Genomic DNA, 13,300 nt, shown 5'->3' on the forward strand with positions numbered 1-13,300 from the left:
GGAATGTGTGTGGAACTTGCGCACATGGGTCGTTGCAAACGTCATCGTGCGCGGGGTACGTAAACGGGCGCTTCTGGTTCCACGTGAAACAGTGCTGTGGGGCAGGAGACTCTCAAGTCTCCTGCCCCACAGCACTGTTGACGCATATGGCCGAAGCCGGACTCAGCGGTGCTCGTCGCGATCAGCCGCGTCCTCCTCGGCTTCCTTGACCTGGACTTCGGGGTCCAGGACGGACTGACCGGTGCCGTCGACCGACGCCAGGCGGTCACTTGCCGGTACTTCGGTCGCGGCGGGCGGTTCGACCAGCCAGTCGGGGTTGGCCTGCTTGTCCCACCACTTCCAGGCGGCGAAAGCGCCGCCTGCCAGGATGCCCAGAATGGCCAGCCCCTTGGCGACGCGGCCGACCCGGGCCCGCCGCTCGTGCTTGCGGACCAGTTTCTGGATCTCCTGAGGTGAGACCTGGCCGCGCAGCGCGGCCAGTGCGGCGACACTCCGGGCCGCGGCCTCCTCGCGTACTGGACCGGCCGCGGCCACTGCCTGCTCGATTTTCGGGCGGGAGTAGTCGGCGGCCTGCCGGGCAGCTTTACGGGTAAGGACAGCGGCGTCGTGCGCGGCCTGGTCGACCTTCGGCGGCACATGAGCGCGGGCCTGCTCCAGTCGCGGCGCCAGATGGACGTCGTACTGGACGCGGGCCTGGTCGGCGGCCTGGGACACCTTGGGCGCAAGCCGTACGCGTGCTTCCTGCGCGTAGTGCGAGGCCCTGTCCTTGGCCGTGTCGGCGTAGGGCGCCACCACTTCCGCGGCGTGCAGCACGCTGTCCTTCGCCGAGCCGGTCGCGGCGCGCACGCTTTCGATGCGGGTCACGGGTTCCTCCTCCTCGGTGGCGTACTTCAGGGGGGCAGGGTGTCCCCCGAAAGACACAGTTCACCTTTCCACCCTTAACGGGATCATGCCCCTCAGGGGACTTTGAGGCATGTGAGGGCAGGCATCCGGGTCATGGAAACGGACTCCGGGGTTGATCTACTAACAAGAGCCGATCAAGTGAGATAGCGGATGAATAAGGTTCAACGGGACCTTGGTGACGACAATGCCACGGATCGTCGTGCCGTGCCCCCGTCCCGGCACTACTCGACTGCTTTTCTGGGTGACCGGCTCCGGTTTTCTGCAAGACCGGCTCCGGGGCATTCGGCCGGAGGTGTCAGTCGGGCCGTGCCTCGCGCCGTGCGTGCGAGGATCGGTGCCCACACAAGGCAACGGAAGGCAGATCGTGGCCGAGCAGCTTTACGCCACCTTGAAGACCAGCCAAGGCGACATCGCGGTGCGGCTGCTGCCGAATCACGCGCCCAAGACGGTCCGGAACTTCGTCGAGCTCGCGACCGGTGAGCGTGAGTGGACCAACCCGGCCACGGGTGAGAAGTCCAAGGACAAGCTCTACGACGGCACGGTCTTCCACCGGGTGATCAGCGGTTTCATGATTCAGGGCGGTGACCCGCTGGGCAACGGCACCGGCGACCCCGGTTACCAGTTCCAGGACGAGTTCCACCCGGACCTGCGCTTCGACAAGCCGTATCTGCTGGCCATGGCCAACGCGGGCCCGGGGACCAACGGCTCCCAGTTCTTCATCACCGTCGCCCCGACGGCCTGGCTGAACCGCAAGCACACCATCTTCGGCGAGGTGACCGACGTGGCCAGCCAGAAGGTCGTGGACGCGATCGCGGGAACCCGTACCAACCCGGGCACCAAGCGCCCCGTCAGCGACATCGTCATCGAGTCGGTCGTCATCGAGACCCGCGAGGGCCGAGGGGCCGTCGAGTTCCGCAAGGGCTGAGCAGAAGCGGCCTCGCACGGCGGGCTCCAGAGGACTTCAAGGGTCTCCAAGGGTCCCCAAGGCATTCCAGGGCACTCCAAAGGACTCAGAAGAGCCGCGAAGGGAACCAAACGCCCCGCTCATCCGTAAGCATGGCGCGGGGCGGTGCGTTGCCCACGCGGAAGCCGGGTGGGCTTTCACGTGGCCGTCACGCAGCCGTCGTACGGAAAAATGAGGGGACCCCACATGGACGACCCCATGAACCAGAAACCACAGAACGCCCAGGGCGTGCCCACCTGCTACCGGCACCCGGACCGCGAGGCCGGCGTCCGCTGCACCCGCTGCGAGCGCCCCATCTGCCCCGAGTGCATGGTCGACGCCTCGGTCGGTTTCCAGTGCCCCGAGTGCGTCCGTGGGGGCTCCGGCACCGGTCACGCTCCGACGGCCACCCAGCCCCGTACGATCGCGGGCGGCACCGTGGCCGCGGACCCGAGGCTGATCACCAAGATCCTCATCGGCCTCAACCTCGCGGTCTTCCTGGTCCAGCTGTCCGTGGGTGATCGCTTCACCGAGCGCTTCGAACTCCTCGGCCGCGCCTACGTGCCACTTCTCGGTTCGTTGCAAGGTGTCGCCGAGGGGCAGTCGTACCGGCTACTGACCGCGATGTTCCTGCACGACCCCCACAGCTATGTCCACATCCTGTTCAACATGCTCAGTCTGTGGTGGATCGGCGGCCCCCTGGAAGCGGCCCTCGGCCGTATCCGCTATCTCACCCTCTACTTCGTCTCCGGTCTTGCGGGCAGCGGGCTCACCTATCTGATCGCCGCCCCGAACCAGCCCTCGCTCGGCGCCTCCGGCGCCATCTTCGGGCTCTTCGGCGCCACCGCCGTCCTCATGCGCAGGCTCAACTACGACATGCGCCCGGTCATCGCGCTGCTGGTGATCAACCTGATCTTCACCTTCGGGTGGAGCAACATCGCCTGGCAGGCGCACATCGGCGGGCTCGTCGGCGGAGTGGTGGTCGGCTATGCGATGGTCCACGCACCGCGTGACCGGCGGACCCTCATCCAGTTCGGGGTCAGCGGCCTGGTCCTGGCCGCCGTGGTCCTCATGACGGTCCTCAGAACCATCCAGCTCACCTGAGCCGGGGCAGCCGCAGACGGGCCCTAGCCCGAGGTTGTACCCAGGGTTGTCCACAGTGTGTGGCGGATCTTGTGCAAGCAGTGGGGAACAAGCGTGCCCCCTGTTACTGACCGGAGTTTCCCCAGGTCAGACAGGGGGCGAACAGGCTTGCGGATACCGGTAAGTCAGTCACACCGGCGTCAACACTCGATGGGTTATCCACAGATCGTCTTTCTTTTCCCCATGTGGACAAGCCTGTGGATAACTCGGTGAACAGCCCTGGGCAGAGCTATTTCGGAGCAGCTACTTCCACTGGGTCGAGACGCCGAATCCAGCGGCGATGAAGCCGAAGCCCACCACGATGTTCCAGTTGTCCAGGGCGTCGATCGGCAGTGACCCGTCGGTCACATAGAAGACGACGATCCAGGCCAGACCGATGAGGAACATGGCGAGCATGACCGGGGCGACCCAGCCGCGGCTGCCCAGCTTGATATTCGTCGCCTGCTTCGACGGCGGCGGCGTGTAGTCGGCCTTCTTGCGGATACGTGACTTCGGCACGAGGGTCTCTCCTGTCGATGCGCTGCGTGGCCGCGCAGGGAACTGGGGCGGGCTCCGGGGCAGCGTACAAGGGGACACTGAGTGCTCCCCCGGGCGTCCGTTAGCGTAGTGCTTCCGCGGCGCCGAAGGAGATAAGGGTACGTTGAGCAATACTGCCGACTCCCACGGAACGGGTTCCGGTTCCCCCGAAACGGGTTCCGGTTCGGACTCCGAGGCGGCCCGCCCCCGTCGTTTCCCGCCCGTCCGCGTCCTCACGGTGGCCGTGTTCGCGCTCGCCGGCCTCATTTTCTTCACCAGCTTCAACACCGCCAAAGGCACCAATATCCGTACGGATGCCTCGATGCTGAAGCTCTCCGACCTCATTCAGGAACGCAGCCACAAGAACGGCCGGCTCGACGAGTCCAATGCCGCGCTGCGCGACGACGTCGAGGCCCTCGCCCAGCGCGGTGGCGGCAACACCAAGGCCGAGGAGGAGAAGCTCGCGGCGCTGGAGAAGAGCGCCGGCACCCAGAAGCTCAAGGGCAAGGCCGTCACGGTGACGCTCAACGACGCCCCGCCGAACGCCACGGCCAAGCTGCCCGGCTATCCCGAGCCGCAGCCCGACTACCTGGTCATCCACCAGCAGGACCTCCAGGCCGTGGTGAACGCCCTGTGGCAGGGCGGCGCCGAGGGCATCAAGGTGATGGACCAGCGGCTGATCTCCACCAGCGCCGTGCGCTGCGTCGGCAACACCCTGATCCTCCAGGGCCGCGTCTACTCGCCCCCGTACAAGATCACGGCGATCGGCGACCCGGACAAGCTCCAGGAGTCCCTCGCCGCTTCCCAGGCGATCCAGAACTACATGGTGTACGTGAATGTGTACGGCCTCGGCTGGAAAGTCACCGAGAACGGGACGGTGACTCTTCCCGGCTACTCGGGCACAGTGGATCTGCACTACGCCAAACCCGTCGAGTAGGCCGCGTAGGCCCGCGTAGGTCCCGCAGGCCCTTCAGGAGCTGCCGGTGCGCGTGATCGTCAGGACCGTCAGCGAACTGTGCATCACCCTCGGCACGTTGATCGTTCTCTTCGTGGTCTACGTCCTCTTCTGGACCGGCGTGAAGGCCGACAGCGCGATGGGCCACCAGGTCGATGTGCTCCAGGAACAGTGGTCGAAGGGGACGGTCCGTCCGACGGCCGCGCCCGGCGCCTCCGCCCGCACGAGTCCCGAGAAGCCCGCCCCCTACACGTACGGCAAGCCCTTCGCCGTGATGTACATCCCGCGTCTTGGTTTCACGTGGAACAAGCCCGTGCTCGAAGGAACCGGAACGGAAGTCCTGAAGAAGGGGCTCGGCCACTACGCGAACACCGCGCGGCTCGGTCAGAAGGGCAACTTCGCGGTCGCCGGTCACCGGCGCACGTACGGCGATCCCTTCAAAGATTTTCCCAAGCTGCGGCACGGCGACGAGGTGGTGCTGACGGACGGGACGACATGGTTCACGTACGTCATCGACACCGGGCCCTACAAGACCGTGCCGACGGACGTTGAGGTCATCGACCCTGTGCCACGTAAATCGGGGTACGAGCGCGAGGGCCGCTATCTGACGCTGACGACGTGTGAGCCGGAGTGGGGACACAGTCACCGGCTGATCGTCTGGGCGCATCTCGACTCCACACAGCCTGTGGAGGCCGGGAAACCGGAGGCTCTACGCCGTTAGTCTGGTGCGGTACGGCGACGGAAGGGACGGCATGTACGGCTGGATCTGGCGGCATCTCCCGGGGAACCTCTGGGTGCGGGCGTTGACCTCACTCGTACTCGTTCTCGCTGTGGTCTACGTCCTCTTCCAGTATGTCTTCCCCTGGGCGGAACCGCTGCTGCCCTTCAACGACGTGACGGTGGACGGCCAGTGAGTACGCGCATTCTCGTTGTCGACAACTACGACAGCTTCGTCTTCAACCTCGTCCAGTACCTGTACCAGCTGGGTGCGGAGTGCGAGGTGCTGCGCAACGACGAGGTGTCGACCGCGCACGCCCAGGACGGCTTCGCCGGCGTCCTGCTCTCGCCCGGCCCCGGTGCCCCCGAGCAGGCAGGTGTCTGCATCGACATGGTCCGGCACTGCGCGGCGACCGGCGTGCCCGTCTTCGGGGTCTGCCTCGGCATGCAGTCCATGCAGGTGGCGTACGGGGGTGTGGTGGACCGGGCGCCCGAGCTGCTGCACGGCAAGACCTCACTCGTGGAGCACACGGGCAAGGGCGTCTTCTCGGGGCTTCCCTCGCCCTTCACGGCGACGCGCTACCACTCGCTGGCGGCCGAGCCCCGGACCGTGCCGGACGAGCTGGAGGTCACGGCCCGCACGCACGACGGGATCATCATGGGGCTCCGGCACCGTGAACTCCCGGTCGAGGGCGTGCAGTTCCACCCCGAGTCGGTGCTGACCGAGCACGGTCACCGGATGCTGGCCAACTGGCTGGTGGAGTGCGGCGACACGGATGCCGTGGCGAGGTCGGCGGGGCTCGCCCCGGTGGTGGGCAGGGCCACGGCGTGACCGCGCTGCGCCCCGAGCGCGAATCCGGCGCGTACGGAGACGCCGGAGAACACGGTTCCTCGTACGGGCAGCAGCCGTACGAGGCCGCCGGTGCGTTCGAGGTGCCCGGCGCGTTCGAGCAGCGCGGTGCGTTCGCGGCCGCGGTCGAGCAGCTGTCCGATCCGCTGAACGATCCGCTCCCGGGGGCAGGGCCCGCGGGGCACCCGGCCTACGAGGGCGGGCAGGGGGCGTACGCGGCGCCGGCGGCGCCGGTGCAGGAGGCCGGGTACTACCCGTCGTACGAGGAGCCGGTGGCCCCGCCGCCCTACACCGGGCAGGTGCCCGCCCCCGTGCCGCAGCCGTACCCCGGGCCGGTGGCCGCCCCCGTACCGCCGCCGCACGACCAACCGGTCGCGATGGCGCCGCCGTTGGACGACAGGACGGTCGCGCTGCGGGCCGCGGACGTCGCCGAGGCGCGGCGCATGGCCGATGGTGGGGCGAGCGGTGCCGGGAGCGCGCCCATATCCGCTCCAGGAGGCCGTGCAGCGCGCCGGAAGGCCGCCCGGAGGCAGGGACGGCACGGCGGCGCCCAGGAGGCGCCCGAAGGGCCTTCTGGGGCCTCTGATGCGCCTGGGGCGGCCGACGGGGCTCCCCGCTCGCGGATGGAGGCACGGCGGGCGGCGCGTGCGAGCAAGCCCGGTGCGGGGGTCATCGCGAGCCGGATGGTCGGCGAGGTCTTCATCACCACCGGTGTGCTCATGCTGCTGTTCGTCACCTACCAGCTGTGGTGGTCGAACGTCAGGGCGCACCAGCAGGCCGGCAGTGAGACGAACCACCTCCAGCAGGACTGGGCGAGCGGCAAGCGGAAGCCGGGGGCGTTCGAGCCGGGCCAGGGCTTCGCCATCCTGGACATTCCGAAGCTGGACGTGGTCGCGCCGATCGCGGAGGGCACCAGCAAGACCAAGGTGCTCGACCGCGGGATGGTCGGGCACTACGCCGAAGGGGCCACCAAGACGGCGATGCCGGACGCCAAGACGGGCAACTTCGGGCTGGCGGGGCATCGCAACACGCACGGTGAGCCGTTCCGGTACATCAACCGTCTGAAGCCGGGCGACGCGATCGTCGTGGAGACGCAGGACACGTATTTCGTGTACAAGATGACGTCGATCCTGCCGGTGACGCCGCCCAGCAACACGAGCGTGCTGAATCCGATACCCCCGGGATCGGGTCTCACGAAGCCGGGCCGCTACATCACTCTCACCACCTGCACCCCCGAATTCACCAGCAAGTACCGGATGATCGTGTGGGGCAAGATGGTGGAGGAACGGCCGCGCAGCAAGGGCAAACCGGACGCGCTCGTCGAGTAAGGACAGATGAACAGTGGCAGCGACGACCGACCAGGAAGAGCGTGCCGAGGCGGGGGTGCCGGAGCCGGGACACCGGTTGCGTGGCCGGATCGCGATGGCGGTCAGCGTCTTCGGTGAACTCCTCATCACGGCGGGCCTGGTACTGGGCCTGTTCGTCGTCTACTCGCTGTGGTGGACGAACGTCCTGGCGGACCGCAAGGCGAACCAGCAGGCCGACAAGGTGCGCCACGAATGGGAGACCTCCGACACCGGGCCGGGGGCGCTGGACACCAAGGACGGCATCGGCTTCCTGCACGTACCCGCGATGAACAACGGCGAGGTGCTGGTCAGGAAGGGCACGTCGACGCAGGTCCTCAACAACGGTGTGGCCGGCTACTACACGGACCCCGTCAAGGCGATGCTGCCGATGACCGGCAAGAACGGCAACTTCACACTGGCCGCGCACCGGGACGGGCACGGCGCGAAGTTCCACAACATCGACAAGGTGCGGAAGGGCGATCCGGTCGTCTTCGAGACGAAGGACGACTGGTACGTCTACAAGGTCTTCGCGATCCTCCCGGAGACCTCGAAGTACAACGTGAAGGTCGTGGCCGGGCTCCCCAAGCAGGCGGGCGTGACGAAGCCGGGCCGCTACATCACGCTCACGACGTGCACGCCCGTCTACACGTCGGAGTACCGGTACATCGTGTGGGGGAAGCTCGTGCGGGTGGACAAGGTGAACGCGAAGCGGACCCCGCCGAGGGAACTGGGCTGAACCCACCAGAAAGCCCCGGCCACCGTGAGCGGTGGCCGGGGCTTTCTCGTGGACGGGGCGGGTCAGTCCTCCGTGCGGAACGCCGTTCCGGTGGCTCCTCCGAAGAACGTGGTGCCGCCGTTGTTGTTCCCGCCGTTGTTGTTGTTGCCGCCCGCGGCCGTCAGATTGACCGCGGTGCCCTGGGCGACCTGGGTGCCCGCCTGCGGATCCGAGGCGATGACGATGGCGTTGTCGTCCTGGGAGCCCGTGATGTTGCCGACGTTCAGACCGGCGTCCTGGAGGGCCTTCTTGGCGTCCTTGAGGGACTGGCCCCCCAGGTTCGGGACGGCGACCTGCTGCGGGGCCTTGCCGACCTGAATGTCCACCGCGGAGTTCTTCTTCACCTCGGTGCCCGCCGTGGGCGAGGTCTGGATGACCTTGCCCGCCTGCGAGGCGTCGCTGGTGTCGACTTCGGTGCAGTTGCCGGTGAGGTTGTTGGCCTGCATCTGCTGCTTGGCCTCGTCACAGCTCTTGCCGGTGACGTCGGGGACCGTGACCTTCTGCGCTTCTGCCGCCACGGTCAGGGTGATCGTGGTGCCCTTCTGCCGCTCAGAGTCGCCCGAGGGGTCCTGGGCAGTGACCACGCCGGGTGTCTGGTCCGACACCTCGGTCTTCTTTTCGACCCTGAAGCCCTTGTCTTCGAGCTGGGACTTCGCCTTGCCGAAAGTGAGGCCCGTGACGTCCGGAACCGCGATCTTGGGTGCCCCGGTCGACAGGACCAGATTGACCAGGCTGTTCTTCTTGACCTTGGTCTTGGCGTCCGGGCTCTGCGAGCAGACGTTGCCCTTCGCCTGGTCCTCGCACGGCTTCTTCGTGATCGACAGCTTCACATCGCCGTTGACGGCCTGTTGCTTCGCGTCGGCCAGCGTCAGACCGACGAAGTTCGGGGCCGGAACGGTGTCGTTGGCCGCGCGGTCCCCGTCGAAGATCCACTTGCCGATCAGGATCGCGCCGATCAGGACCAGCGCACCGGCCACGACCAGCAGGATCGTCGACGTGTTCGACTTCTTCTGGTCCCTCTGGCGGCGCCGGTCCGGGCGGTCGTCGAAGCCGAAGCCGCCGTCGTCCGGATTCATCGGAGGCAGCATCGTCGTGGCGCCGGCGTCCGCGCGCAGGGCGGTCGTCGCCTGGTCGTCGCCGTAGCCGTTGTAGCCGACCGACCCCATGGCCGCCGTGGCCGCGACGGGCTGGCCGTCGAGGCACGCCTCGATGTCGATGCGCATCTCGTCGGCGGACTGGTAGCGGTAGTCCGGGTCCTTGGTCAGCGCCTTCAGGACGATCGCGTCCATCTCGGGCGTGATCTCGGGGTCGAAGACGCTCGGAGGCTGCGGCTCCTCGCGTACGTGCTGGTACGCGACCGCGACCGGGGAGTCGCCCACGAACGGGGGACGTACGGTCAGCAGCTCGTAGAGCAGACAGCCGGTCGAGTACAGGTCGGAGCGTGCGTCGACCTGCTCGCCCTTCGCCTGCTCCGGCGAGAGGTACTGGGCCGTGCCGATGACCGCGGCCGTCTGCGTCATCGTCATGCCGGAGTCGCCCATCGCGCGGGCGATACCGAAGTCCATCACCTTGACCTGGCCGTTGCGCGTCAGCATGACGTTCGCCGGCTTGATGTCGCGGTGGACGATGCCTGCGCGGTGGGAGTACTCGAGGGCCTGGAGGATGCCGATGGTCATCTCCAGGGTGCGCTCGGGCAGCAGCTTGCGCCCTGAGTGCAGCAGCTCGCGCAGCGTGGACCCGTCGACGTACTCCATCACGATGTACGGGATGGAGATGCCCTCGATGTAGTCCTCACCCGTGTCGTACACGGCGACGATCGCGGGATGGTTGAGCGAGGCGGCCGACTGGGCCTCCCGGCGAAACCGGGCCTGGAACGACGGGTCACGTGCGAGGTCCGCCCGCAGCGTCTTCACCGCCACGGTGCGGCCGAGCCGGGTGTCGTGGGCGAGATGCACCTCGGCCATGCCACCACGGCCGAGCACATGGCCCAGCTCGTACCGGCCGCCGAGGCGACGCGGCTCTTCCATAGCTTCCTACCAGCCCTCTCCGTCGGTCCCGACCACACCCTCGTGTGGTCCGGCGGTGTGCTGTCCGGGCTTACCGTACCCGGCTCGCCTTGTGTGACCTGGCCACATCCGCCACCCGATACAGGACCGGTATCGCAACGTGCACTGATGTGAAGGGGACGTGACGGGGTTCACTTCTTGCTGTCGATGACTGCCTTCATCACGCTCCTGGCGATGGGCGCGGCGAGACCGCCACCGGAAATGTCGTCGCGATTGGCGTTCTCGTCCTCCACGACCACGGCGACGGCGACCGGCGAGCTGCCGTCGCTGAGCTTCGCGTAGGAGATGAACCAGGCGTACGGGTTCTCGCTGTTGTTGAGACCGTGCTGGGCGGTACCCGTCTTGCCGCCGACGGTGACGCCGGAGATCTGGGCGTTCGTACCCGTGCCCTGCTTGACGACCGTCTCCATCATGGACTGCAGGATCTGCGCGTTCTTCTCGGAGAGCGGCTTGCTCATCTCCTGCGGGTCGGTCTGCGAGAGCACGTCCAGGCTCGGCGCCTGCAGCTTGTCGACCATGTACGGCTTCATCAGCGTGCCGTCATTGGCGACGGCCGAGGCGACCATGGCCATCTGCAGCGGGGTCGTGGCGGTCTCGAACTGGCCGATCGAGCTGAGCGCGGTCTGCGGCTTGTCCATCTTCTCGGGGAAGTTGGAGGCGCTGGCGCGCACCGGCGTGAACTGCTCCTCGTTGAAGCCGAACTTCTTGGCCTGCGCGAGCATCTTCTCCTTGCCGAGGTCGGCGCCGATCTTGCCGAAGACGGTGTTGCAGGAGTACTGAAGGGCGACCCGCATCGTCGCGTTCTTGCAGGGGATGTTCCCCTCGTTCTTCAGCTCGGTGCGGGTGTTCGGCAGCGTGTACGGCAGCGGCGAGTCGGTCTTCTGGTCCGCGCCGTTGTACAGCCCGTTCTCGAGCGCGGCGGCCGCGGTGACCACCTTGAAGGTGGAGCCCGGCGGGTAGGTGTCGCGCAGCGCCCGGTTCAGCATCGGCTCGTTGGGGTTGTTCTTCTTCTGGAGCTTCGTCCAGGCCTCGCCGTCGGTCTTCGTGGAGTTGCCCGCGAAGGTCGAGGGGTCGTACGAGGGGGTCGAGGCCAGCGCCAGGATCGCGCCGGTCTCCGGGTCGATCGCCACGGCGGCGCCCTTGCCGCGCGCCTTCAGGCCCTGGTACGCGGCCTTCTGCGCGGCGGCGTTGAGGGTGGTGACGACATTGCCGCCCTGCTTCTTCTTGCCGGTCAGCATGTCGAGGGTGTTGCGGAAGAACAGCCGGTCGTCGTTGCCGGTGAGGATGCCGTCCTCGATGCTCTCCAACTGGGTGGCGCCGAAGGCCTGGGAGGCGTACCCGGTGATGGGCGCCCACATCGCGCCGTCCTTGTAGGTGCGCTTGTATTCGAAGTCGTTGTAGCCGCTGCCGGTGCCCTTCGCGGACCCGGTGATCGACTTGCCGTCGACGATGATGTCGCCGCGCGGTGTGGCGTATCGCTCGATGGCGACGCGGCGGTTCTTCGTGTCGGACTTCAGGGTGTCCGCCTGGACGTACTGGATCCAGTTGTCACGGATGAGCAGGGCGAGGACCAGGAGCCCGCAGAAGATCGCGATCCGGCGCAGGGGCTTGTTCACGGGCGGACCACCTGGGTCATCTCGGCGTCGGGGCTGGGCGCGGGTGTGGGTGCCGGGCGGCGGGCGGTGTCGCTGATTCTGATCAGGATGCCCATGAGCGCCCAGTTGGCGATGACGGAGGAACCTCCGTAGGCCACGAACGGCATCGTCATACCGGTCAGCGGGATCAACCCCATGACGCCGCCTGCGACGACGAAGACCTGGAGCGCGAAGCCGCCGGAGAGGCCGACGGCGAGGAGCTTGCCGAACGGGTCGCGGGCCGCGAGCGCCGTTCGGATGCCGCGCTCCACGATCAGGCCGTAGATGATCAGGATCGCCATGATCCCCGCCAGGCCCAGTTCCTCGCCGAAGCTGGCGAGGATGAAGTCGGAGTTGGCGGCGAACCGGATGAGTTCCGAGTGACCCTGTCCCCATCCGGTGCCGAGCGTGCCGCCGGAGCCGAAGGCCCACAGGGCCTGCATGGCCTGCTCGGAGTGGAGGATGCCGTCGTGGGTTCCGGCCTGGCTGAGCTTGTACTCGTGCAACGGGTTGAGCCAGGCCTGGACACGCGTCTGGATGTGCGGTTCGAAGCTCGCCACGCCGACGGCGCCGACCGCCGACATGAGCAGACCGAAGACGATCCAGCTGGTCCGCTCCGTGGCGACGTACAGCATGATCACGAACATGCCGAAGAACAGCAGCGAGGTACCGAGGTCGGTCTCGAAGACCAGGATCAGGATGGAGACGAACCAGACCACCAGGATCGGGCCGAGGTCGCGGCCGCGCGGCAGGTAGAGGCCCATGAAGCGGCGGCTGGCGAGGGCCAGCGCGTCGCGCTTGACCATGAGGTAGCCGGCGAAGAAGACCGCGAGGATGATCTTCGCGAACTCGCCGGGCTGGAGGGTGCCCAGGCCGGGAATCGAGATCCAGATCTTGGCGCCGTAGATGTTGGCGCCGAGGCCCGGAACCAGCGGCAGCAGGAGCAGGAGCAGGGCGCCGAACATGGAGATGTAGGTGTAGCGCTGCAGGACGCGGTGGTCCTTGAGGAAGATCAGCACGGCGACGAACAGACCGATGCCCAGCGCGGTGTACATCAGCTGGCGGGGCGCTGCCTGGGCGAAGTTGGGCAGCGACTGGAGCAGCTTGGACTGGTCGAGACGCCAGATCATCACCAGGCCGAGGCCGTTGAGCAGCGTCGCCAGTGGCAGCAGCAGCGGGTCGGCGTACGGTGCGAACTTGCGTACGCCGAGGTGGCCGACGCCTGCGAGCAGGCCGAGGCCGAGGCCGTAGCTCAGCAGCCCGGCGGGCATTTTGTCGTCGATGGCCAGGCCGACGTTGGCGTACGCGAAGACCGGGATGACGACGGCGAACACCAGCAGCGCCAACTCGGTGTTGCGGCGGCTCGGTGCGCCGATCGAGCCGATGGTCGACGTGTGGTGCGTCGGCGTGTTCGTACTACTGCTCATGGTGTGACAGGGCCCCTCACGGCTT

General features: G+C 67.3%; 13 protein-coding genes. 8 read left to right on the forward strand and 5 right to left on the reverse strand.

From position 1 onward, the window contains the following. Positions 1-162: 162 nt before the first annotated feature. Positions 163-864, reverse strand: a complete 702-nt coding sequence (locus tag GTY58_RS22670) for a DUF5324 family protein (RefSeq protein ID WP_010985753.1) — start codon at positions 862-864, stop codon at positions 163-165. Positions 865-1,267: 403 nt separating this feature from the next. Here GTY58_RS22670 and GTY58_RS22675 point away from each other — a divergent pair, with 403 nt between their 5' ends. Beyond that, positions 1,268-1,828 (forward strand): peptidylprolyl isomerase, encoded by a 561-nt coding sequence (locus tag GTY58_RS22675; RefSeq protein ID WP_010985754.1) that lies wholly within the window; start codon positions 1,268-1,270, stop codon positions 1,826-1,828. A gap of 237 nt (positions 1,829-2,065) precedes the next feature. Then, complete coding sequence (locus GTY58_RS22680; protein WP_037647826.1) at positions 2,066-2,950, forward strand: rhomboid family intramembrane serine protease; 885 nt, start codon at positions 2,066-2,068, stop codon at positions 2,948-2,950. 282 nt (positions 2,951-3,232) lie between these two features. On the opposite strand, the gene crgA is transcribed toward GTY58_RS22680, so the two are convergent. Next, positions 3,233-3,487 (reverse strand): cell division protein CrgA, encoded by a 255-nt coding sequence (gene crgA, locus GTY58_RS22685; RefSeq protein WP_010985756.1) that lies wholly within the window; start codon positions 3,485-3,487, stop codon positions 3,233-3,235. 142 nt (positions 3,488-3,629) lie between these two features. Between crgA and GTY58_RS22690 the strand changes: the two genes are divergently transcribed. Genes GTY58_RS22690 through GTY58_RS22710 form a run of 6 tightly spaced genes read left to right on the forward strand, consistent with a single transcriptional unit; the run spans position 3,630 to position 8,109 of the window. Beyond that, positions 3,630-4,442: a DUF881 domain-containing protein gene (locus tag GTY58_RS22690; RefSeq protein ID WP_010985757.1), complete on the forward strand. Its 813-nt coding sequence runs from the start codon at positions 3,630-3,632 to the stop codon at positions 4,440-4,442. Positions 4,443-4,488: 46 nt separating this feature from the next. Beyond that, positions 4,489-5,181, forward strand: a complete 693-nt coding sequence (locus GTY58_RS22695) for a class E sortase (RefSeq protein ID WP_010985758.1) — start codon at positions 4,489-4,491, stop codon at positions 5,179-5,181. 31 nt (positions 5,182-5,212) lie between these two features. Beyond that, positions 5,213-5,374 (forward strand): hypothetical protein, encoded by a 162-nt coding sequence (locus GTY58_RS39750; RefSeq protein ID WP_042494480.1) that lies wholly within the window; start codon positions 5,213-5,215, stop codon positions 5,372-5,374. Continuing rightward, complete coding sequence (locus GTY58_RS22700; protein ID WP_010985760.1) at positions 5,371-6,009, forward strand: aminodeoxychorismate/anthranilate synthase component II; 639 nt, start codon at positions 5,371-5,373, stop codon at positions 6,007-6,009. The genes GTY58_RS39750 and GTY58_RS22700 overlap by 4 nt, the downstream gene beginning before the upstream one ends. Further along, positions 6,006-7,355 carry a class E sortase gene (locus GTY58_RS22705; protein WP_010985761.1) on the forward strand — a complete coding sequence of 450 codons (1,350 nt, stop codon included), beginning with the start codon at positions 6,006-6,008 and terminating at the stop codon, positions 7,353-7,355. Before GTY58_RS22700 ends, GTY58_RS22705 begins: the two co-directional genes overlap by 4 nt. Positions 7,356-7,368: 13 nt before the next feature. After that, entirely contained in the window at positions 7,369-8,109 is a 741-nt protein-coding gene (locus GTY58_RS22710) for a class E sortase (RefSeq protein WP_010985762.1), read from the forward strand. 62 nt (positions 8,110-8,171) lie between these two features. On the opposite strand, the gene pknB is transcribed toward GTY58_RS22710, so the two are convergent. The 3 genes from pknB to GTY58_RS22725 all read right to left on the reverse strand — a co-directional run bounded on the left by pknB (position 8,172) and on the right by GTY58_RS22725 (position 13,275). Beyond that, a complete protein-coding gene (gene pknB / locus GTY58_RS22715; RefSeq protein WP_010985763.1) occupies positions 8,172-10,175 on the reverse strand; it encodes a Stk1 family PASTA domain-containing Ser/Thr kinase in 2,004 nt (667 codons plus the stop codon). A gap of 170 nt (positions 10,176-10,345) precedes the next feature. Continuing rightward, positions 10,346-11,830, reverse strand: coding sequence for a penicillin-binding protein 2 (locus GTY58_RS22720; protein WP_010985764.1), 1,485 nt, complete (start codon positions 11,828-11,830; stop codon positions 10,346-10,348). Continuing rightward, entirely contained in the window at positions 11,827-13,275 is a 1,449-nt protein-coding gene (locus GTY58_RS22725) for an FtsW/RodA/SpoVE family cell cycle protein (protein ID WP_010985765.1), read from the reverse strand. Before GTY58_RS22725 ends, GTY58_RS22720 begins: the two co-directional genes overlap by 4 nt. Between the last annotated feature and the right edge of the window lie 25 nt (positions 13,276-13,300).

The organism is Streptomyces sp. SID5469, from assembly GCF_009862865.1.
In the GTDB taxonomy this organism is placed as follows: domain Bacteria; phylum Actinomycetota; class Actinomycetes; order Streptomycetales; family Streptomycetaceae; genus Streptomyces; species Streptomyces avermitilis.

Coding starts and splice junctions, on each gene's coding strand:
- GTY58_RS22680 (WP_037647826.1), top strand. CDS start 2,066: ATGAACCAGAAACCACAGAACGCCCAGGGCGTGCCCACCTGCTACCGG.
- GTY58_RS39750 (WP_042494480.1), top strand. CDS start 5,213: ATGTACGGCTGGATCTGGCGGCATCTCCCGGGGAACCTCTGGGTGCGG.
- pknB (WP_010985763.1), bottom strand. CDS start 10,175: ATGGAAGAGCCGCGTCGCCTCGGCGGCCGGTACGAGCTGGGCCATGTG.
- GTY58_RS22725 (WP_010985765.1), bottom strand. CDS start 13,275: ATGAGCAGTAGTACGAACACGCCGACGCACCACACGTCGACCATCGGC.